At 65.7% G+C, this 19,689-nt stretch carries 24 protein-coding genes, 1 tRNA gene, 1 other RNA gene and 1 pseudogene; 11 read left to right on the top strand and 16 right to left on the bottom strand.

Annotated elements, in window-relative coordinates; all coding sequences use genetic code 11:
• Nucleotides 1-19: 19 nt before the first annotated feature.
• Complete coding sequence (locus ACNR9O_RS17675) at nucleotides 20-1,372, bottom strand: aminopeptidase P N-terminal domain-containing protein (RefSeq protein ID WP_473700666.1); 1,353 nt, start codon at nucleotides 1,370-1,372, stop codon at nucleotides 20-22.
• The gene (locus ACNR9O_RS17680) at nucleotides 1,327-1,893 is read right to left on the bottom strand and encodes a UPF0149 family protein (protein WP_473686408.1); all 567 of its coding nucleotides are present in this window, start codon (nucleotides 1,891-1,893) and stop codon (nucleotides 1,327-1,329) included. Before ACNR9O_RS17680 ends, ACNR9O_RS17675 begins: the two co-directional genes overlap by 46 nt.
• A gap of 104 nt (nucleotides 1,894-1,997) precedes the next feature.
• Between ACNR9O_RS17680 and ACNR9O_RS17685 the strand changes: the two genes are divergently transcribed.
• From ACNR9O_RS17685 to rpiA, 6 genes are all read left to right on the top strand, one after another.
• A complete protein-coding gene (locus ACNR9O_RS17685) occupies nucleotides 1,998-2,237 on the top strand; it encodes a TIGR02449 family protein (protein ID WP_473700667.1) in 240 nt (79 codons plus the stop codon).
• Nucleotides 2,238-2,244: 7 nt separating this feature from the next.
• Entirely contained in the window at nucleotides 2,245-2,550 is a 306-nt protein-coding gene (locus ACNR9O_RS17690; protein WP_473686404.1) for a cell division protein ZapA, read from the top strand.
• A gap of 7 nt (nucleotides 2,551-2,557) precedes the next feature.
• Nucleotides 2,558-2,744, top strand: a non-coding RNA gene (gene ssrS, locus ACNR9O_RS17695) — 6S RNA.
• Nucleotides 2,745-2,847: 103 nt separating this feature from the next.
• Complete coding sequence (locus ACNR9O_RS17700; protein WP_473686402.1) at nucleotides 2,848-3,474, top strand: 5-formyltetrahydrofolate cyclo-ligase; 627 nt, start codon at nucleotides 2,848-2,850, stop codon at nucleotides 3,472-3,474.
• Nucleotides 3,471-3,923, top strand: a complete 453-nt coding sequence (locus tag ACNR9O_RS17705) for an EVE domain-containing protein (RefSeq protein ID WP_473686400.1) — start codon at nucleotides 3,471-3,473, stop codon at nucleotides 3,921-3,923. Before ACNR9O_RS17700 ends, ACNR9O_RS17705 begins: the two co-directional genes overlap by 4 nt.
• Nucleotides 3,924-4,203: 280 nt before the next feature.
• A complete protein-coding gene (rpiA, locus tag ACNR9O_RS17710; protein WP_473686398.1) occupies nucleotides 4,204-4,845 on the top strand; it encodes a ribose-5-phosphate isomerase RpiA in 642 nt (213 codons plus the stop codon).
• A 47-nt stretch (nucleotides 4,846-4,892) separates the two neighbouring features.
• Here rpiA and ACNR9O_RS17715 read toward each other — a convergent pair whose 3' ends face one another.
• From ACNR9O_RS17715 to rplM, 4 genes are all read right to left on the bottom strand, one after another.
• Nucleotides 4,893-5,168, bottom strand: a complete 276-nt coding sequence (locus ACNR9O_RS17715) for a hypothetical protein (RefSeq protein WP_473686396.1) — start codon at nucleotides 5,166-5,168, stop codon at nucleotides 4,893-4,895.
• Nucleotides 5,169-5,434: 266 nt separating this feature from the next.
• A tRNA-Gln gene (locus ACNR9O_RS17720) sits at nucleotides 5,435-5,508 on the bottom strand.
• Nucleotides 5,509-5,577: 69 nt separating this feature from the next.
• Nucleotides 5,578-5,970, bottom strand: a complete 393-nt coding sequence (gene rpsI / locus ACNR9O_RS17725) for a 30S ribosomal protein S9 (RefSeq protein ID WP_473686394.1) — start codon at nucleotides 5,968-5,970, stop codon at nucleotides 5,578-5,580.
• Nucleotides 5,971-5,979: 9 nt separating this feature from the next.
• Nucleotides 5,980-6,408 (bottom strand): 50S ribosomal protein L13, encoded by a 429-nt coding sequence (gene rplM / locus ACNR9O_RS17730; protein WP_019463923.1) that lies wholly within the window; start codon nucleotides 6,406-6,408, stop codon nucleotides 5,980-5,982.
• A gap of 131 nt (nucleotides 6,409-6,539) precedes the next feature.
• Here rplM and ACNR9O_RS17735 point away from each other — a divergent pair, with 131 nt between their 5' ends.
• The gene (locus ACNR9O_RS17735; RefSeq protein ID WP_473686392.1) at nucleotides 6,540-7,745 is read left to right on the top strand and encodes a (Fe-S)-binding protein; all 1,206 of its coding nucleotides are present in this window, start codon (nucleotides 6,540-6,542) and stop codon (nucleotides 7,743-7,745) included.
• A 12-nt stretch (nucleotides 7,746-7,757) separates the two neighbouring features.
• Nucleotides 7,758-8,399 (top strand): 2-polyprenyl-3-methyl-6-methoxy-1,4-benzoquinone monooxygenase, encoded by a 642-nt coding sequence (gene coq7 / locus ACNR9O_RS17740; RefSeq protein WP_473686390.1) that lies wholly within the window; start codon nucleotides 7,758-7,760, stop codon nucleotides 8,397-8,399.
• A gap of 91 nt (nucleotides 8,400-8,490) precedes the next feature.
• Here the strand turns inward: coq7 and speD are convergent, their stop codons facing one another.
• Complete coding sequence (speD, locus tag ACNR9O_RS17745) at nucleotides 8,491-9,276, bottom strand: adenosylmethionine decarboxylase (protein WP_026633844.1); 786 nt, start codon at nucleotides 9,274-9,276, stop codon at nucleotides 8,491-8,493.
• A 275-nt stretch (nucleotides 9,277-9,551) separates the two neighbouring features.
• Here speD and crp point away from each other — a divergent pair, with 275 nt between their 5' ends.
• Nucleotides 9,552-10,253: a cAMP-activated global transcriptional regulator CRP gene (crp, locus tag ACNR9O_RS17750; RefSeq protein ID WP_311842327.1), complete on the top strand. Its 702-nt coding sequence runs from the start codon at nucleotides 9,552-9,554 to the stop codon at nucleotides 10,251-10,253.
• Nucleotides 10,254-10,319: 66 nt separating this feature from the next.
• Here crp and ACNR9O_RS17755 read toward each other — a convergent pair whose 3' ends face one another.
• Nucleotides 10,320-11,288, bottom strand: coding sequence for a bifunctional helix-turn-helix transcriptional regulator/GNAT family N-acetyltransferase (locus tag ACNR9O_RS17755; RefSeq protein ID WP_473686386.1), 969 nt, complete (start codon nucleotides 11,286-11,288; stop codon nucleotides 10,320-10,322).
• Nucleotides 11,289-11,405: 117 nt separating this feature from the next.
• On the opposite strand from ACNR9O_RS17755, the pseudogene ACNR9O_RS17760 reads away from it, so the two are divergent.
• Nucleotides 11,406-11,531, top strand: a pseudogene (locus ACNR9O_RS17760) (sulfite exporter TauE/SafE family protein); the annotation flags it as partial.
• A gap of 1 nt (nucleotide 11,532) precedes the next feature.
• On the opposite strand, the gene ACNR9O_RS17765 reads toward ACNR9O_RS17760, so the two are convergent.
• The 5 genes from ACNR9O_RS17765 to ACNR9O_RS17785 all read right to left on the bottom strand — a co-directional run bounded on the left by ACNR9O_RS17765 (nucleotide 11,533) and on the right by ACNR9O_RS17785 (nucleotide 15,640).
• Nucleotides 11,533-12,237: an HAD family hydrolase gene (locus ACNR9O_RS17765; protein ID WP_473686384.1), complete on the bottom strand. Its 705-nt coding sequence runs from the start codon at nucleotides 12,235-12,237 to the stop codon at nucleotides 11,533-11,535.
• Between the two features lie 4 nt (nucleotides 12,238-12,241).
• Nucleotides 12,242-13,036: an indole-3-glycerol phosphate synthase TrpC gene (gene trpC / locus ACNR9O_RS17770; RefSeq protein WP_473686382.1), complete on the bottom strand. Its 795-nt coding sequence runs from the start codon at nucleotides 13,034-13,036 to the stop codon at nucleotides 12,242-12,244.
• 101 nt (nucleotides 13,037-13,137) lie between these two features.
• Entirely contained in the window at nucleotides 13,138-14,193 is a 1,056-nt protein-coding gene (gene trpD, locus ACNR9O_RS17775) for an anthranilate phosphoribosyltransferase (RefSeq protein ID WP_473686380.1), read from the bottom strand.
• Nucleotides 14,190-14,786 (bottom strand): anthranilate synthase component II, encoded by a 597-nt coding sequence (locus ACNR9O_RS17780; protein WP_473686378.1) that lies wholly within the window; start codon nucleotides 14,784-14,786, stop codon nucleotides 14,190-14,192. The genes trpD and ACNR9O_RS17780 overlap by 4 nt, the downstream gene beginning before the upstream one ends.
• A 203-nt stretch (nucleotides 14,787-14,989) precedes the next feature.
• The gene (locus ACNR9O_RS17785; protein WP_473686376.1) at nucleotides 14,990-15,640 is read right to left on the bottom strand and encodes a hypothetical protein; all 651 of its coding nucleotides are present in this window, start codon (nucleotides 15,638-15,640) and stop codon (nucleotides 14,990-14,992) included.
• A 146-nt stretch (nucleotides 15,641-15,786) separates the two neighbouring features.
• Between ACNR9O_RS17785 and ACNR9O_RS17790 the strand changes: the two genes are divergently transcribed.
• Nucleotides 15,787-16,407, top strand: coding sequence for a hypothetical protein (locus tag ACNR9O_RS17790; protein WP_473686374.1), 621 nt, complete (start codon nucleotides 15,787-15,789; stop codon nucleotides 16,405-16,407).
• Nucleotides 16,408-16,482: 75 nt separating this feature from the next.
• Here ACNR9O_RS17790 and ACNR9O_RS17795 read toward each other — a convergent pair whose 3' ends face one another.
• The 3 genes from ACNR9O_RS17795 to ACNR9O_RS17805 are packed head-to-tail and all read right to left on the bottom strand — an operon-like array spanning nucleotide 16,483 to nucleotide 19,660.
• The gene (locus tag ACNR9O_RS17795; protein WP_473686372.1) at nucleotides 16,483-17,616 is read right to left on the bottom strand and encodes an NAD(P)/FAD-dependent oxidoreductase; all 1,134 of its coding nucleotides are present in this window, start codon (nucleotides 17,614-17,616) and stop codon (nucleotides 16,483-16,485) included.
• A complete protein-coding gene (locus ACNR9O_RS17800) occupies nucleotides 17,613-18,863 on the bottom strand; it encodes a dicarboxylate/amino acid:cation symporter (RefSeq protein ID WP_473686370.1) in 1,251 nt (416 codons plus the stop codon). The genes ACNR9O_RS17795 and ACNR9O_RS17800 overlap by 4 nt, the downstream gene beginning before the upstream one ends.
• On the bottom strand, nucleotides 18,860-19,660 hold the full coding sequence (locus tag ACNR9O_RS17805; RefSeq protein ID WP_473700668.1) for a L,D-transpeptidase family protein: 801 nt from the start codon (nucleotides 19,658-19,660) through the stop codon (nucleotides 18,860-18,862). Before ACNR9O_RS17805 ends, ACNR9O_RS17800 begins: the two co-directional genes overlap by 4 nt.
• Between the last annotated feature and the right edge of the window lie 29 nt (nucleotides 19,661-19,689).

Below are 19,689 nucleotides of genomic sequence, written 5' to 3' on the forward strand. Positions count from 1 at the left end.
TTCGCTCGTGTCTCGCGCATTACCGGGCCGCCAGCAGCGCTTCGATCTCTTCCGCTTGTTTCGGCACCGCCGCCGTCAGCACGTCATGACCGTCGCGGGTCACCGCCACGTCATCTTCGATGCGGACGCCGATACCGCGCCAGCGCTCGGCCACGGAGCGCTCGTTCGGCGACACATAAATGCCGGGCTCAACCGTCACCACCATGCCCGGCTCCAGCATGCGCGGCTCGCCATCGATGCGGTAATCGCCCACGTCATGCACGTCCAGGCCCAGCCAATGCCCGGTCTTTGCCGGGAAGAAGCGCTTGTAGCTGCCCTCGGCGATCGCCGCATCGGCGTCGCCCGGCAGCAGCCCCAGCGAACACAGACCCTCGGTAATCATCCGCACCGCAGCGTCGTGCGCCGCGCCGAACGAGCGGCCGGGAAGGACCTCGTCGATCGCCGCCTGCTGCGCGGCCAGCACAACCTCGTACAGGGCGCGCTGTTCACGGCTGTAGCGGCCGTTGACGGGAAAGCTGCGGCTGATGTCCGAGGCATAGCAGTCCAGTTCCGCGCCGGCATCGATGAGCAACAGGTCGCCGTCGCGCAGCGGTGCCCGGTTCGCCTGATAATGCATCACGCAGGCGTTGACGCCGGCAGCAACGATGGGCGGGAAGGCCGGCACGGCGCCGCGCGCGCGCATGGCGCGCACCAGCTCGGCTTCCACTTCGTATTCGTGGCGCCCGGCCACCGCCGCCTGCATGGCCGCCAGATGCGCCTCGGCGGCGATCGACGCGGCCGCGCGCATCAGGCGCAGCTCGGCCTTGGACTTGTACAGGCGCAGGTCGTGCAGCAGATGCCCCAGCGCGACAAATTCCTTGGGCACCACTCCGCCGCCTCTCAGCTGGCGCAGGCGGCGCATCCAACCGAGCAGGCGCGCGTCGAATTCCGGCTCGCGCCCGAAGTGGCAATAGACGCGCGCACGCCCTTCGATCATGCCGGGCAGGATGTCGTCGATATCGTCGATCGGGAACGCATCGTCCATGCCGTAGTCGGCCACCGCGCGCTCGGTGCCGATCGATTCGCCGTGCCAGCGCTCGCGCTCATCGTCGCGCTCGCGGCAGAACAGCACGACTTCGCCGTGCCGGCGACCCGGCAGCAGGGCCAGCACCGTGTCGGCCTCGGGGAAACCCGACAGGTAATGCAAGTCCGAATCCTGCCGGTAAGGCCACGCGGCATCGGCGTTGCGAATGCGCTCAGGAGCCGCGGCGATCAACAGCACGGCATCTTCGCCAGCCATCTTCATCAGCTGGCGCCGGCGGCGTGCGAATTCGTCTTGCGGAATGCTCAATGCACGGTATCGCTGTTGGGCTTGTTGCGACCGCCGACGCATTCGGCGTGCAGCAGCATGGCGGCGACGCGCACGAACTCGTGCAGTTCGATCAACGCGTCCTCGTCGTCGTGGCTGTCACCGAATTCGAATTCGGAACCGGCGATGGTGTTGAGGTCGCGCAGGATCTCCTGTGCCTCCTCGGACAGCCTGGCATGCTTCTCCGGACCGGCCAGGCCGAAACCGCCGAGGAAGCCGCGGCACCAATCGCCCAGCGCATCGGTCCGCTCCTCCAGCGAGCGGTCGTCTGCAGGGAGGAGCGGCTCGAAGCCCAGTTCGGGATCGGCCAGTTCTTCCTCGCTCTGGCGCACCAGCCGGTGAAGCAAGGCATCGTCGTGCGCGGAAGGCTTCACCTCTTCGCCATCCAGCTGCAACGCGGCGAACAGACCCTCCTGACCGACCCGTCCGCCGCCGCTGAGGTAGCCGCACAGCGAACCATGCAGCTCGCTGGCGTCGACGGCGAGTTTCAGGCGTGCCGCGACGCCGTCCAGTTCCTCGTAACCGATCGGCTCGGCAGGCGTCATGGCGGTACTCCTCAAAGGTTCAATGTTTCAGTTTAAGGCAACGCTGCACAAAGCGCCGAAGGCGCCTGCTGACAGGCTCGGACCTCCTGCTATAGTTCGGCGTCATGAGCACGCCCGACCCGTCCAGGACCGACCCCGTGAAGCAGGAACTTGCAGCGCTCGGCGAACAGGTGGACCGACTGCTGGAACTGGTGCGCCGCCTGGGCGAGGAGAACCGCAGCCTGCGGCATAGCCAGGAGCAGCTGGCCAGCGAGCGAGCGGGGCTGATGGCACGCAACGAGCAGGCGCGCAGTCGCGTCGAGGCAATGATCCAGCGCCTGAAGGCGCTCGAGAACAACGGCTGAGCATCCGATGAGTACCACCAGTGAACCGGTCGCGCTGCGACTGATCGATCGCGAATTCCTGATCGCCTGCGCACCGGAGGAGCGGGAGGGCCTGCTGGAATCGGCTGCCTACCTCGACCGCAAGATGCGCGAACTGCGCGCCAACGCCAAGACGCCCGGCTTTGACCGCCTGGCTGTCCTGGCGGCGATCAGCGTCACCCATGAGTTCCTGGCCCTGCGCAAGCAACATACCGGCCAGGACCAGAGCGTCGGGGACACCCTTGCGGCAATGCGCCGCAAGCTTGAAGCGGCCCTCGACGCACAACTAAAATAGTCCTCGGCGTTTTCTGCGGTGTGCGCCAGCACACTCTTACATTTGCCTTGTTCCTAAATACGGCCCCGGGTCGGCTTTTCATCGGCTGTTGTGCATGTCCGCTGCGTGCGGAAAGCCTTGAGGCCATGTAGCCCTCCCACCTGATCCATCGTGGATCAAGGTCGTTTGGTGGGCAGCGGCATCGCGGTTGACGCCACCCTTTTTACCGCTACGGCCGAGCTTGTTCCGACATCGGCCGGGCCCGCGGAACCGCCCGCAGCAACCGCTGCGGGCGTTCTCTTGAGGAGATGCGTCACCGTGGACGCCACCGCCCAGCGACGCGAGCTACGCCAACGGTTGGCCGAACGCCGCCACGCGCTCTCCCCGCCCCAGCGCATGGCCGCCGCCCAGGGGTTGCGCAGCAGCCTCGAGCAGTTGCCCGAATACCACACCGACATGCGTGTCGCCGGCTACTGGGCGACCAACGGCGAGCTGCCGCTGAACCTGGCGATTCCCCCACTGGCTCAGCGCGGCCAGCAGTTCCTGCTCCCGGTGATCGGCTCCGGTACCCGCCTGCGCTTCACGCCCTGGCAGGCCGGCCAGGAGGTGCAGCCCAATCGCTACGGCATCCCGGAGCCGGCGGCGCCAGCCGAACTGCTGGAGCCCTTTCAGCTCGACCTGGTACTGGTGCCGCTGCTGGCGTTCGATCGCCGCGGCCACCGTCTGGGCTACGGCGGCGGCTATTACGACCGCAGTTTCGCCTTCCTGAAGGACCAGGCGCGTCCGACCGAGCCCCTGCTGGTGGGCATCGGCTACGCCTTTCAGGAACTGCCGGCGATCGAGCCCGCCGAATGGGACGTTCCACTGGACTACATCGCCACCGATCAGGAACTGATCGACTGCCATGCCACCGGCCAGGATGGCGACGGAGAAACGCACGCATGAACCATTGGCTGATGAAGTCCGAGCCGGACACGTTCTCGATCGACGATCTCAAGCGCAAGGGCAAGGAAGCCTGGGACGGCGTGCGCAACTACCAGGCGCGCAATTACATGCGCGACGGCATGCGCAAGGGCGACAAGGTGTTCTTCTACCACTCCAACTGTGCCGAGCCGGGCATCGTCGGCGTCGCCGAAGTGATAACCGAGGCGTATCCGGACCCGACCCAGTTCGATCCCAAGAGCAAGTATTTCGATGCGGCCAGCTCGCACGACAATCCGCGCTGGATGCTGGTTGAAGTGAAGTTCGTGAAGAAGTTCAAGCGCACGATCACGCTGAAGGAGCTGCAAGGCGATCCCGCGCTCACCGACATGCCACTGGTGCGCAAGGGCAATCGACTGTCGGTGATGCCGGTGGACTCCGCCGAGTGGCGGCACATCCTGACCCTGGAGTAATCGACACCCTGAGATCGGTGCGCAGCAGCGCGAGTCCGCCCGCGGCCAGCAGCAGGGCCAGCATGGCGTGCACCGCACACCGCGCTCCGTCCGCCATCGCCGGGCCAGCGCGCCTAGGGGGGTCTCGGATTCGTTGCAGCCACTCTCGTGGCATGGCGCTCCTCTAGTCTGTCGCCCGTGGGCGCACAAAGGACGCCATCGCGCCTCGCCGCCCCGACGGCAGATGCGGGTGGCGGACAAATCAACGATCATTGCGTATTTCCCTATACATGGTGACGTCATGAGCAACCCCCAGGAAAAGCGCCTGGCCGGCGAAGCCGCCATCCGCTACGTCGAAGACGGCAGTATCGTCGGCGTGGGCACTGGCTCCACGGTCGCGTTCTTCATCGATGCACTGGCGGACCTGAAGGACCGCATCCAGGGCGTGGTATCCAGCTCCGAGCAGTCCACGGCACAGCTCAAGCGCCACGGCATTCCGGTACTGGATCTCAACGCTACCGGCCCGCTGTCGCTCTACGTCGACGGCGCCGACGAATGCGATCCGTACAAGCGCCTCATCAAGGGCGGTGGTGCCGCATTGACGCGCGAGAAGATCATCGCCGCCGCCAGCGACAAATTCGTGTGCATCATCGATTCCAGCAAGCGTGTGGAACTGCTGGGCAAATTCCCTCTGCCGATCGAAGTGATCCCGATGGCACGCAGCCTGGTGGGTCGCGAGATCGTCAAGCGCGGCGGCAATCCTGTTTGGCGCGACGGCGTCGTCACGGATAACGGCAATTGGGTGATCGACGTACATGGCTGGCAGATCGCCGATCCGGTTGCATTGGAGAAGGATCTCAACCAGATTCCCGGCGTCGTCACCGTCGGCCTGTTCGCGCAGCGTCCCGCCGACGTGGTACTGATCGGCGACCGCGAGATGTAAATCGCGTACGACCGCGCCCTTCCACGGGCGCGGTCGATGTCGGCGCTTCAGTGAATCGCTGCCTTGCTCATCGCGACATGCGCGGCGAAGGCGCCGGATACGGCATCACCGGCTTTGGCGTTGTTGAGCAACGCTCCGTAGACCGCATTCAATTCGGTCTGCAGTTGCTTCTTCGCTGCGGCACTGAGCGCGCCGTTCCGGCCAGGGCCCATCGGCACGATCACATCCCATAGCGCCGGATTGCGCAATGCCGCGAGCGCAGCGATGCCGTATTTCTCCACCAGCCCTTCGAGCGTCAGGGCCTGTCTCTTCTGCGTAGCCATGTTCGCCTCCTGGTCGCGCCCTATGCGCGGACGGCGGGCAGGCAAACTACATCTGGCAACGGTGCGCCACAGCTAGCCAGGGGCGATAGGCCTTACGGATCAGGACCTCGCTTCGCCACTGTGCGCGTGATCACAGTGCAAGGAAGAGATTCAGCGGCGGAATGAGTGGTTTTTGTCGCCACTCTGCCTGCCCGATCAGTCCAAGCAGACCCGCGTCTGTACCGCGTAAAAGAAAAGCCCCTGGATGACCAGGGGCTTTTCGGTGTTGGCTGGGAGACTAGGATTCGAACCTAGATAAACGGAGTCAGAGTCCGTTGTCCTACCGTTAGACGATCTCCCAACATTCTGCCGATACGAAGCGCTCTGACCTGCGTGCTTCGTACCGTTGAAACGAAACTCCAGAAAGGAATTAGCGCTTCGAGAACTGCGTCGCGCGACGTGCCTTGTGCAGACCGACCTTCTTACGCTCGACTTCGCGGGCGTCGCGGGTCACGAAGCCAGCCTTGCGCAGCTGGGTCTTCAGGCTTTCGTCGTACTCGATCAGCGCGCGGGCGATGCCGAGGCGGATCGCACCGGCCTGGCCGGTGATGCCGCCGCCGGCGACAGTGACCTTGACGTCGAACTTGTCGGTCGCCTCGATCAGCTCGAGCGGCTGGCGCACGATCATGCGCGAAGTCTCACGACCGAAGAACTGGTCGAGCGGCTTGCCATTGACGGTGATGTCGCCATTGCCCTTGCGCAGGAACACGCGAGCGGCGGAGGTCTTGCGGCGGCCGGTGCCGTAATTCTGCTGGATCGCCATGATGATTCCTTAGATTTCCAGCGCCTGCGGCTGCTGTGCGGTATGCGGATGCTCGGCACCGCCGTAGACCTTGAGCTTGCGGTACATGGCGCGGCCCAGCGGGTTCTTCGGCAACATGCCCTTCACGGCGATCTCGATGACGCGCTCGGGATGGGTCGCCAACATGTCCTTCAGACTGGTGGTCTTCAGGTTGCCGACGTAGCCGGTGAAGCGGTGGTACATCTTGTCGTCCAGCTTCGCGCCGGTGACGGCCACCTTTTCGGCGTTGACCACGACGATGTAGTCGCCGGTGTCGACGTGCGGGGTGAACTCCGGCTTGTGCTTGCCGCGCAGACGACGGGCGATCTCGGTCGAGAGACGACCGAGCGTCTTGTCCGTGGCGTCGATCACGAACCAGTCGCGCTTGACGCTTTCCGGCTTGGCGCTGAACGTTTTCATTTCGGAATACCTAGTCTGCCGCCACACTGGCGGTTGGCATAATCGGCGGTGCAAAGGCGCGAGATGATAGCGGAACTGTCATCGATCGCGCAAGCCCACCGACCGGCGGGCTGCGAGCTGGCGATGATAGCATGACGACCATGCCCGATGAAAAGCCCCCCATGCGCATCGCGGCACTGGCCGACCAGTGCGTGCAGTGCGGCCTGTGTCTGCCGGTCTGCCCGACTTACGCGCTCGATCGCAGTGAGGCCGAGTCGCCCCGGGGACGTATCGCGATTGCCGCCGCACTGGCCAGGGGCCACGCCTCGCCCACGGACGACCTGCGCGAACACCTCGAGCACTGCCTGGGTTGCATGAGCTGCGAAAAGGTCTGTCCGGCCAACGTGCAGTACGGCGAACTACTGATGGAAACCCGCGCGCTTCTGGGACCATCGAAACGGCGACCGGAACGCGAAATCGCGCTCATCAAGCAGCCGGCCCTATGGCGCCGATGGCGCCGGCTCGGCGACTGGGTCGGCCTGCCGCGCTGGGCGTCCCGCCTCGCCCGGCGGCTGCCCGCACACTCCACCCTGCGAGTCGCGCTTTCCCTATGGCCACGCGCGGCATTGACGTCCACGCCCCCCACCATCCCGGCCATGCCCACCAAAGCTGCAACTGAAACGGTTGCGCTCTTCCCCGGCTGCGTCGCCAGCGTCGAGGATGCACAAGCCCTCCATGCCGCCGGCGTCCTGTTGCGAGCCGCAGGTTATGGCGTCGTCGAATGGCCGGCCTTCTGTTGCGGCGCCATGGACCTGCACAGTGGCGCCTCCGCAGCGGCCGAGCAAGCGGCAGAACACATCCGGAAGGTCTGGCTGGAGACGGGTACCACTCATCTCGTTACGGTCACGCCCGGCTGCATTGGCACGCTTCGCCACGCGCTGCCCGACGTCCGTGTCACCGACCCTTTCGCTTTGCTGGCGGCGCACGCCGAGCGCCTGAATTTCCGGCCGCTGCATGCCCGCGTCGCCGTCCACCTGCCCTGCACGCAAAGCAATGTCGCGCGCAGCGACGGCGCCCTTCTGCAGCTGCTCAAACGCATTCCCGGGCTGGAGGTCGCCCCCATGCCCAAGCCCCCGCATTGCTGCGGAGCGGCCGGCGCGCACATGCTGGAATTCCCGGAGCGCGCCGCACGCCTGCGCGAGGACACCCTGCGGCAGGCCGCCGCCTTGGCGCCGACCATGCTGGTGTCGTCCAATATCGGCTGTCGGCTGCATCTCGCCGCAGGCATGGATGACGCCGGCGGAAGCTGGCCGCATCTGCACCCGCTCGCCCTGCTTGCGCAACAACTGGAAGCCTGACGGAGGCCCGCCATGAACGCCCGCACCCTGTCCCCGCTCGACCGCCTGCTGATCGGGCTGGAGCGCGCTTTCGAAACCGTGGCCGGCAACCCAGAGGCCGCCCGGCCCTCACCCGCCATCGGTATCGACGAGGCGGAGCTGGACGACGCCGAGCGCCGCCACGCCGCCGGCCTCATGCGCATCAACCATACCGGCGAGGTCTGTGCCCAAGCGCTCTACGACGGCCAGGCCGCCCTGGCCCGCACCGAAGAGAATCGTGATCACCTTCGCCACGCCGCCGACGAAGAGACCGATCACCTTGCCTGGTGCGCCGAGCGCCTGAAAGAACTGGACAGCCGGCCCAGCCTCCTCAACCCGCTGTGGTATGCCGGCAGCTATGCGATTGGTGCACTGGCCGCGCTGGCGGGCGATCCGGTGAGCCTGGGCTTCGTGGTGGAGACGGAGCGCCAGGTGGAAGCCCACCTTGAAGAACACCTGGAGACGCTGCCGCCGCAGGACGAACGCTCACGCGCCATCCTCGCGCAGATGCAGACCGACGAAGTGCGCCACGCCGAGAACGCCAAGGCGCGCGGCGGTATCGACCTGCCGTTCCCCATCCCCGGCTTGATGCATCTGAGCTCGATGGTGATGAAGAAGGTGGCCTACCGAATCTGATCGGCGACACCAGACCCGGGAAAGACAAACCCGCCTTCCGGCGGGCACCAAGCCTCGAGAAAAAAAAACCCGCCTTCCGGCGGGTTTTTCGTCACATCAGGTTGCGGCCGTGGAAGAGCTCTTCGATCTCCCGGCGCAGCAGCGACTCGATGCGCTGGCGCTCCTTGAAGGACAGATCGTCCGCATGCGCCTCGAACAGGTAGGTATCGAGGTCGAAGTCCTTGATGTGCATCTTCGTGTGGAACATGTTTTCCTGGTACACGTTGACGTCGAACATCTCGTACTTCTGGCGGATGTGCTTGGCCAGGTAATCCTGCACCGAGTTGATCTTGTGATCGATGAAGTGCTTCTTGCCCTTCACGTCGCGAGTGAAGCCGCGCACGCGATAATCGGCGATCACGATGTCCGACTCGAAGCTGTCGATCAGGTAGTTCAGCGCCTTCAGCGGGGAGATCACGCCGCAGGTAGCCACGTCGATGTCCGCACGGAAGGTCGCGATGCCGTTGTGCGGATGCGTCTCCGGGTAGGTATGGACGGTGATGTGGCTCTTGTCCATGTGCGCCACCACGGCACCGGAGATGGTGTCGCGGCCGAGCTTCTCCACCACCGGCTCCTCGGAGATGAGGATGGTCACGGACGCACCCTGCGGGTCGTAGTCCTGGCGGGCGATGTTGAGGATGTTCGCGCCGATGATCTCCGCCACATCCGTGAGGATCTGCGTGAGTCGGTCGGCGTCGTACTGCTCGTCGATGTACTCGATGTAGCGCTGGCGTTGTTCTTCCGACACTGCATAACAGATGTCGTAGATGTTGAAGCTCAGGGCTTTGGTCAGATTGTTGAAGCCCTGCAGGCGCAGGCGCGGGAGTGGTTTCACCACAGCGACTCTCCATGGCCGGGGAAGGCCAGCAAAAGAGGCGGGTTAGCGACAAGGGTCCCCGCTGGAAAATACGACGCGGAGGACGAGCCCCCGCGACCCTTGTATACGGTCTACGTTACGGTTTGACCGAAAGACCGTGAAGTATGCGGCAAAAATCCAAAAAACTGAACCTTGGCAGGGCCAGCTTGTTTGCCATAATGCCGCGGGGATTCATTAAGCACGGAAGTCGGGCCGCCGCCCCGCGGTCACGACCGTGACCCTCTACCAAGCTGGGACTGATCGTGGCGCAACTCAAATACCAACTCCAACAAGCTTTTGAACGCTCCCAGGCTCCTGCCAGCTTCGCGCCAGACCCGGCGTCCATGGAGCGCTTCCTGGCCCTCTGCCACCGCCGGCGCTACCCCGGCAAGACGGCCATCATCCGGCCCGGAGACCCCGCCAACACCTTGTATTACATCGTCGACGGCTCGCTCGCGGTCTGCACCGAGGACGAGCAGGGGCGCGAACTGATCCTGGCCTACCTGAGCCGCGGCCAGTTCATCGGCGAGATGGGACTGTTCGTCGAGCAGGCCCAGCGCGAGTCCATGGTGCGCACACGCACCCCCTGCGAAATGGCCGAGATCAGCTACGAGCGCCTGTTCCATCTGATGGAAGGCCCGCTCCGCGAGGAATGCCCGAAGATCCTGTTCGCCATCGGCTCGCAGCTCACCCACCGCCTGCTGCGCACCTCCCGCCAGGTCAGCCGCATGGCCTTCATGGACGTCACCAACCGCATCTCGCGCACCCTGCTGGACCTGTGCCAGGAGCCGGACGCGATGAGCCACCCGGACGGTACACAGATCCGCATCTCCCGCCAGGAAGTCAGCCGCATCGTCGGCTGCTCGCGCGAGATGGTCGGCCGCGTGCTCAAGCAGCTGGAGGAGCAGGGCATGATCGACGTGGCCGGCAAGACCATCGTGGTGCGTGGCACGCGCTGACGCGCCCCGCTCTCCCGCTCGTCTCCCGACGACCCCGGCTCCGGCCGGGGTCGTCGTTTGGGCCCCTCAGCCTGCCAGCCGCTCGGCCGGAGGCTGGTAGATCATGTAGACGTCCGCCCGCTCGTAGTGCGAGCCGGAGCGGGTACCCGGCTGCAGCACGAAGCCGACCTGCTCGTACATTCGCAGCGCCGTCTTCAGCACGCTGTTGGACTCCAGGAACAGTTCACCGCCGCCGCGGCAATGGAACTCGTGGATCGCGGCATCCAGCAGCTTCCGCCCTACCCCCAGGCCCTGGAAGCTCTCATCCACGCACATCTTGGAAAGCTCGTAGACCCCAGGCGCCTCGCACAGTAGTGCGCAGGTACCGATCGCCTGTCCGCCCAGGCGGGCGAAGAACAATGCCCCGCCGGGCGCCAGCACGTAGCGCTCGGGGTCCAGCAGCATCTGCCGGTCGATCTCCTCGAGGCGAAAATAGCGCTCCAGCCACTGAGCGTTGAGCCGATAGAAGTCTCCGGCCAGTGCGGGCTCGTAGGGCACGATGTCCAGCGGCATCGCACGCAGCGCTGCATGCTCGGCGAGGATCGCCGGCACGATCGGCCGTTCCTGCAGCGCCTTCTCACACGCCTCCATGGCCGCCAGCAGCCTGGCTCCGTCCTCGCCGAGCGAAGCGACCACGCCACGGCGAATCGCCTGCCAGATCGGCCCGAGCTGGCCCAGCGCACGGCGCGCTTCATCGGTGAGCACCAACACGCAGCGGCGCCCGTCCTGCGGATCGCGGTCGCGCCGGACCATGCCTGCGGCCTCAAGCTTGTCGGCCAGTTGGCTGACCGCCGAATGAGTCTGGCCGATCGCCACGGCTACCTCGCCCACCGTGCCTGGACCATGTCCCCACAAGTAGCGCAGCACTGGGAACCAGCGCGATTCGATGGTCGCGCCGCAGGCACGGTAAACCTCGTCCGCAGCTGCATAGAAATGGTCGCTGAGCGCCTTCAGGCGGCTGCCAAGCGCCAGCTCGGCCAGGGTAGAGAGATACATCGGATCAATCCGTCGGAATTTATGTAAGCACTAACATAATCCTCGACAAATCCGATCCACAAGCCCCCGCATCGACACCGCTGCGACCATTCGCCCAGCACACCTTCCTTTGCCTGGATGGCCTCCCCGCCTGGCGTCAATTCTTCGGTTTTTGCTCTGGCCGCTCTTCTGGCTCAGCTCGTCGATGGCGCGCTCGGCATGGCCTGTGGGCAGGTATCGAGCTCGATCCTGCTGGCCCTCGGCTTCAGAACCACTCCACGCGCGTCACGCTGCGGCCCAGCACTTTCTCCAGCCGCTTGCACACCTTCGGCGTGCCGTTGACCAGCACCGCCTCGGCGGCACCCTTGAGCATCGGGATATCAGCCAGCGAATCGCTGTAGGCCAGCTGCCACTGGGCGACGCCATGGGTCGCCAGCCGCTCCAGCTTGCGTCGCCCCACGTTGTGAAACTTCACGCGCATGCCCAGCAGTCCCGGCTTGACCTCCGAGGCGAGCAATTCAAGCCCCTCCAGGCCGAGTTCGTCGAGAATCCCCTGCACCACAGTGCGCTCGCAGCCCGTCACTACGATCACGCGATCGCCCTCCGCCTGATGTCGGCGCAGCGCATGCAGGCCATCGCGATAGAACTGCTTCGGCCGCCGCACCAGCGCGGCGGCGAAAGCCCGCGCCTCGGTGGCATAGCGGCGCTCGCCCACACCCAGCAGCCCGATGTGCACCAAGGTACGCACGCCATGCCGCCACGATATCGGCCACACCAATGCCAGCCACGGCAGCATGGCCACGGCGAGCAGCTTGCGTAGCGGCGAGCGCGCATAGCGCTCGGTCATGAATTGGCGATAGCTGTCGCCCTGGCACAGCACCCCGTCGAAATCGAACAGCACCACGCGCGGGCCCACGGGCTGCGCGCCTGCCGTCTCCGGCAAGGTCTCGTCTTCCCCTGTCAACGTCATCGCCTTATGTCGTAGCGAACAGCCGCTTCAGTTCCGCGCCCGGATCCTGCGCGCGCATGAAGGCCTCGCCGACCAGGAACGCGTTGATGCCGGCATCACGCAGGCGCTCCACGTCGTCCGGCGTATGGATGCCCGATTCGGCGACCAGGATGCGGTTGTAGTCCATCAGCTCGCGCAGCTCGATCGAGGTGTCGAGCGTCGTTTCGAAAGTGCGCAAGTTTCGGTTGTTCACGCCGATCAGGCGCACGGGCAGAGCCTGGGCACGCTCCAGTTCTTCGGCGTCGTGCACTTCGCAGAGCACGTCCAGGTCCAGCTCCGCGGCCTGCATGGAGAGGTCTTCCAGTTCCGAATCCTCCAGCGCCGCGACGATCAGCAGGATGCAATCGGCACCGATCGCCCGCGCCTCGTAGACCTGGTAGGGATGGATCACGAAATCCTTGCGCAGCACCGGCAGCGCGCACGCTGCGCGAGCCTGGCGCAGGAATTCCTCACTGCCGTGGAAGAAGTCCTTGTCGGTCAGCACGGAGAGGCAGGCCGCCCCGGCCAGCTCGTAGCTGCGGGCGATCGCGGCGGGATCGAAGTCCGGCCGGATCACGCCTTTGCTCGGACTGGCCTTTTTCACCTCAGCGATCACCGCGGGGAGGTCGGCCTCGATCTTCGCCTCGACGGCGTCGGCGAAGGGGCGTGTCTCGCCGGCATCGGCGACGCGCATCTTCAGCTCCGCCAGCGGCAGCCTCGCGCTGCGCTCGGCGATCTCTTCCGTCTTGCGCGTCAGGATGCGTTGCAGGATGTCGGTCATGGGTCGCCTGAAATCGTGCTTGGGTCTCGGGGAGGGGCGGCTCAAGGGTACAACGCGATCGCGTCGCCACGCGCACGGCCCGATCGCCTAGGGCCTTCGGCCTAGGCCTGCGCGAGCCGGCGCGTAGCCGCCACGAAAGCGTCCATTTTTGCACGAGCCGCGCCGCTGGCAATGGTGGCACGCGCCAGCTCGATCCCGTCATCGATGCTCGAGGCCACATCCGCGGCATACAGCGCCGCGCCGGCATTGAGGCACACGATGTCGTGAGGCACGCCGCGGTGTCCCTCCAGCGCCTCCAGCAGCATCGCGCGCGACTCGCCCGCGTTCTCCACCCGAAGGTTGCGGCTGGAAGCCATGGCGAGGCCGAAATCCTCCGGCTCCACCTCGTACTCGCGCACCTCGCCGTTGCGCAGCTCGCCCACCAGGGTGGCTGCGCCCAGCGAGATCTCGTCCATGCCGTCGCGCCCCCACACCACCAGGGCGTGCCTGGCACCCAGTTGCTGCAGCACGCGGACCTGAATGCCCACCAGGTCCGGATGGAACACGCCCATCAGGATGTTCGGCGCACCGGCCGGATTGGTCAGCGGCCCCAGGATGTTGAACAGCGTGCGCACGCCCATTTCCTTGCGCACCGGGGCCACCACCTTCATGGCCGGGTGGTGATTGGGCGCGAACATAAAGCCGATGTCCGTCTCCGCCATGCATTGCGCCACCTTCGCCGGCGGCAAGTCGATCGAGGCGCCCAGCGCCTCCAGCACGTCGGCGCTGCCGGATTTGGAGGACACGCTGCGTCCGCCGTGCTTGGCGATCCGCGCGCCCGCCGCCGCGGCCACGAACATCGAGGCGGTGGAAATATTGAAACTCGACGCGCCGTCGCCGCCGGTGCCGACGATGTCGACGAAATGCGGGTGGGGCGGCGCATCCACCTTGGCGGACAACTCGCGCATCACGCGCGCCGCACCGGTGATCTCGCCGATCGTTTCCTTCTTCACGCGCAGGCCGGTGACGATCGCCGCGGTCATCAGCGGGCTTACCTCTCCACGCATGATCTGCCGCATCAGTTCGATCATCTCGTCGTGGAAGATCTCGCGATGCTCGATCGTCCGCTGGAGCGCCTCCTGCGGGGTGATGGTGATGTTGCGCCCCGTACCGTTCATGCGGCGAGCTTCAACGGCAGTCCGAGGAAATTGCGCAGCAGGTCGTGGCCGTGCTGGGTGAGGATCGACTCGGGATGGAACTGCACGCCTTCGATCGGCAGCGTCTTGTGGCGCAGGCCCATGATCTCGTCGATCGAACCATCCGGGTTTTCCGTCCAGGCGGTGACCTCCAGACATTCGGGCAACGACGACTGCTCCACCACCAGCGAGTGATAGCGCGTCGCCTCGAACGGATCCGGCAAGCCGGCGAATACGCCCAAGCCGCGATGCCGCACCGGCGAAGTCTTGCCATGCATGATCTGCTTGGCCCGAATCACCTTGCCGCCGAACGCCTGCCCGATCGCCTGGTGCCCCAGGCATACACCGAACACCGGGATTTCCCCCGCCATCCCGCGCAGCACGTCCAGCGACACACCCGCGTCATCCGGCGTGCCCGGCCCCGGCGAGATCATGATGTGCGACGGCCGCAGCGCGCGGATGCCGGCCACGTCCAGCGCATCGTTGCGCACCACCTTCACTTCCTGTCCCAGCTCGCCCAGGTACTGGACGAGGTTGAAGGTGAAGCTGTCGTAGTTGTCGATCATCAGCAGCATGGCAGCCAAAACTCTTTGATTTTCAAATAAAACCCAGGAACCACTCGGTCACTGGCACGGCACCCCGAGGATGGTGAGGCACAGAATAGCGTGCAGTGCAGCATCACTGGAAATGCAATGCCAAGGCCTATCCCGATCCCCAATAGCCGAGCGGGCAAAAAAGAGCCCGCATCGGCGGGCCTTTTCGAGAGATCAGATCCGAACTACATGGACGTGAACAACTTCGACCCGAGATCCTTGCTGAAATCGGTCATCGCCATATCGAAAGCCTGGGCGATGTTGCGCTCGCCCCCAGCTTGCGTGATATGCGCACCATAACCATTCACGCTGATGGTCCGACTTTCCCCCTGGTTCGCAATGGCGATATCGGCCGCTACCCAGGCTTTCATCTGCAACGTCCAGGTCAACGCACGACCGAAACTCATCGGCGTGTAGCACCAGAACTCCTTGACCGTCACCTTCATGCGCGGGGCCTCGGCTGGCGCGTCTGCCGCATCCACGACGTGGTAACCGCGTTGCGTCAGCGAAGTGACGAGCAATGTCCGCATTTCATCCACGACAGTGCGGTCATGTGCCGCCACCCACATCAGCGGACCCTTGGATGCGCCACTGATGACCTTGGCTCGACCTGCTTCGCCAAGCTGCCGAGAATAATCCGGGTCCACTCGCGGAGTGTTGTCGTCCGGCAGTCTGGAAAAGTCCCTCGCGTCAGTGATGTCGACGATGACGATCGGCTTGCCTGCGGGTGCGATCTCTGCCTGTGTCTCCCTACTCCTGGTCAGATCCACCGGCTTCGTCGTCATGCTGCACCCGGCCAATACCAGCATGGCCAGCAATCCAATTGCTGTACGCATTTGTCACCCCCCTGTAACCATAACTCCTCGCAGTATTCCAGAGAGGATGAGGCCGGCCAACGTATTCCTCGCTCATCAAGTTGGAGCCGGAACGATGCGATAGAACTCATTGCACGCCCCCAACGCGGCTGAGGCATCATGCCCCCATGCGCAACCTCGACTTCAGCTCCTGGCAGACACTGCTCACCACGTTCCTAGGCCTGGCGGTCATCACGCTGATCGGTGTGGGCATCCGGCTGCTGGCGATGCAGACGGTGCAGCAACGACGGGAGCGGGCGAATCGGCAGATCAACGAGCGGCTGCGCACCTTGATCGCCGCCTACAAGACGCTGGGCGGCTCGTTTACCGGCAACCTCGAAGTCGACCCCACACATCTGCGCCAGCTGCGCGAACGCGGCGAATCCGACACTGCGGCGACGGCCGGCGAGCGGACCCGGCGCATGCGTGATGCGGTCGAAGCGGCACTCTCGGACATCATCCTGCTGGGTACCGAGCGGCAGGTGGAGCTGGCGGCGCGTGCCGCGAATGAACTGGTCGCCGGACACCCGATCCATACCGATGAACTGGTCATTTCGCTGCGCGATTTCATCCGCGAGGTGCTCGACCTGGACCCGATTCCCTCCGACGTCGCCATCCCGAAGCAGGGGCCGCGCAGCGCGGCAAGGGCGAAAGCGCCAAGGGCGAAGGCAGCAGTGGCGGAAAAGACGGCAGCGCGATGGGAGGAGGCATGGCCACTGGTGCGGGCCTTGGTCTCGGCAGCGGGCTGAGTATCGACGACGACACTCAGCATCACCGCTGACGTTCGCGGCATCCCACTTCCGCCGCGGATAGCGCGCGATGGCTCAGGCCAGCTGACGCGGCGCCAGCATCGCCGCCGTCAGCCCCGCATCCTGCAGATGCCCCGGCAACGACCGTCCAAGCGCCAGGCTCGCGCACGCTTCGCCCATCGCCGCACTGGTCTGGATGCCGTATCCCCCCTGCCCCGCCACCCAGAAAAAACCGGCCGCATCCGGCGCGAAGCCGCCGACCAGATCGCCATCGGCCACAAACGAGCGCAACCCGGCCCAGGTACGCGTCGGCCGGCGGATGCTCAGCGTGGTGGCTTCTTCGATGCGGTAGATGCCCATCGCGATGTCCAGCTCCTCCGGCTGCACATCGTGCGGCAGCACGGGATCGGCATTGGCCGCGGAGCCGAGCAGCAAGCCCGCGTCAGGTTTGAAATAGAAACTCTCGTCCGCGTCGATCACGAACGGCCAGCGCGCCGTATCCAGACCTGCGGGGCCCTCGAACAGGAAGGCGGAACGCCGTCGCGGCTCGATACCCAGCGGCTTCACGCCGGCCAATCCGGCCACCTGATCCACCCAGGCGCCGGCGGCATTGAGGACCAGCGGCGCGCGATACACCACCTCGCCCGTATCCACGTACCAGTGGCCCGGCCCGCGCTCGATCGCGCCGATCTCCACGTTCGTGCGCAACTGACCGCCGCGCACGCGCAGGCCGCGCAAGAATCCCTGGTGCAACTCGTTCACATCGATATCCGCGGCGCCGGGCTCATGCAGGCCAATGCACGCGGCTTCAGGACGCAGCACCGGCACCATCGCCAACAGCTCGCGTTGCGACAGTAGCGTCAAATCGCTGGTATACGGCAGCATCGCATCGCGCATGGCCGTCACGGCGTCCACCTTGTCGGCGCCGCCGATGATCACGGTGCCGCGCGGCGCAAGAATGGGATGGGCGGCGAAACCTTCCGGCGGATGATCCAGGAACGGCCGCGTCGCGCGCGTCAGCGCGCGCACCTGCGCCGAACCGTATGTTTCGGAGAAAAGGGCAGCCGACCTACCTGTTGCATGCACGCCCGCATGCGCCTCGCGCTCCAGCACCACGACGCGCGCATGCGGCGCGAGGAAGTACGCGACGGACGCGCCCGCCATCCCGGCGCCGATCACCACCGCGTCGATGTCCATCACCCGGCTCATGCGCCCTCCCCCACGGCATCACTCGCCGATTGCCTCGCCACGACGCAGGTGGCGGTCAGGTCTCCGGTGACGTTGCCCAGCGTAGCCAGCGCATCCGGCAGCGTGTCCACCGCCAGCATCAGGCCCAACGGCCCCACCGGCACGCCCATCGCCTGCGCCACCGGCAGATTGGTCGCCATGAAACTCACCTGGCCCGGCAGGCCCACCGAACCAAGACTGATCACCACCGCCAGCAAGGCGCCCAACACCAGCTGCGCCGCACCCAGCTCGATGCCGAAGGCCCAAGCGATGAAGCAGGCCGAAGTGACGTACTGCACCGGACTGGTCAGGCGGAACAGGCTCACCGCCATTGGCAGCACCAGTGCGTTGACGTGCGCCGGATAGCCCAGCCGCGCACCCGCGCTTTCGAGCATCGCGGGCATCGACGCCAACGACGACTGCGTGCTCAGCGCCACCACCTGCGGCGGCAGCAGCGCGGCGATGAAGCGGCGCAGCCGCTCGCCACCCCAGAACACTGCCACCGGCAGCATCAGCACCGTCACGCTGAGGTACAGCAGGCATTCCACCAGCACGTAGATGCCCAGCGCCCCCAGCATGTGCAGCCCCGCCCGGGCGCACACCGCCAGGATCAACGCGAACACGCCCAGCGGCGCCATCCAAAGCACCCAGCGCACCACCACGATCATCGCGTCGGCGATGGCCTGGAAGAAGTTCACCACCAGCGCGCGCCGCTGCGCATCGATGCGGGTCAGCGCGAAACCGAAGAACAAGCCGAACACCACCAGCGGCAGCATGGCGCTTTGCGCCGCGGCCATGATCGCGTTGCTCGGCACGATGCCATTGAACCAGTCGGCCCAGCCCATCGTCGCCACCGTGGCGGCCGGCGTGGCCACCGCCGCACCCAGTGCGGCGGTCAACCCCGGGTTGCGCGGGAACAGCGCGAAGATCGCCGGCGCGGCGAATGCGGCCAGCAAGGCGCCGGCGACGAGAATGGCGATGAACACGCCGATCGCCCGCCGCGCGACCCGACCTGACGCCGCCGCATCGGTGGCCGTGTTCACGCCCACCACGATCAGCGCCAGTACCAGCGGCACCACCGTCATCTGCAACGCGTTCAACCATAAATGCCCGAGCGGCTGCGCCACGTCCGCCACGCGCACGGCCAGTGCTGGATGCAACGCATCCAGCGCCAGCCCCAGCATCGCACCGGCCGCCAGGCCGGCCAGCACCCGCGCCGTCGGGCTCATGGCGCCACGTCCGGCGCGGGCAAGGCCCAGTCGCGTTGCAGACTTACATAGGCCGCGCGCGGCAACAGCACGAACACCGGCTGCTCTTCGGGCTTCAGCCAGCCGAGCAGCTGCCGCATCGCTGCCTCGTCCATCGCGGTGCAACCGGCGGTGTTGTCGGTCGGCGAGCGCCACAGATGCGCGAAGATGCACGAGCCAGCGCCATGCTTGCCGTCGGGATTGTGTTCGATGACGAAGCCGAGCTTGTAGCGCTGGTCGCCGTCCGCATGCAGATCGCGCCGCATCGGCTCGGTGGAACCGGCCACCGCCTGCTCGCCCACCTCGCGCGCGTCGACGATACGGTTGTACAGCGGCGAACCGTCCACATCGATGCAGTAATCGGAAATCTGCAACGCCCGATACGGCAGGGCGGTGGCCGCGTTTTCCGCGTACCCGAACGCCGGCCCGATGCGGAACACACCAGCGGCGCTGCGTCCATCGCCTTCGTGCTTCACCGGTCCATCGCTGCGCGCCGCATGCAGCCCTATGCCCCACGCCGCGCCGGAACGGCCGATGGTGACCGGCACCGCCGCGCTGCTCGGCCGCCAGACGCCATCGCCGTCACGCTCGTATCCGCGCAGCCGGCCGTGATCGACGCCCCAGCCGTCAGTCACTACCAGCACCATTTGCCGCGCACGGCGCCACGCAGCGGCTTCATCGCCTCGCCTCGTCGAAGGAGCGGCGCAACCCGCCAGCAAGATGGCCAGCGCGAGACTGGCAAGAACACGTCGAATCCACGGTCGAAAGGCGAAGTTCATGCGGCCCCATGCGTACGCTGAGATGCGAT

This window comes from Dyella sp. CR10 (assembly GCF_055814425.1).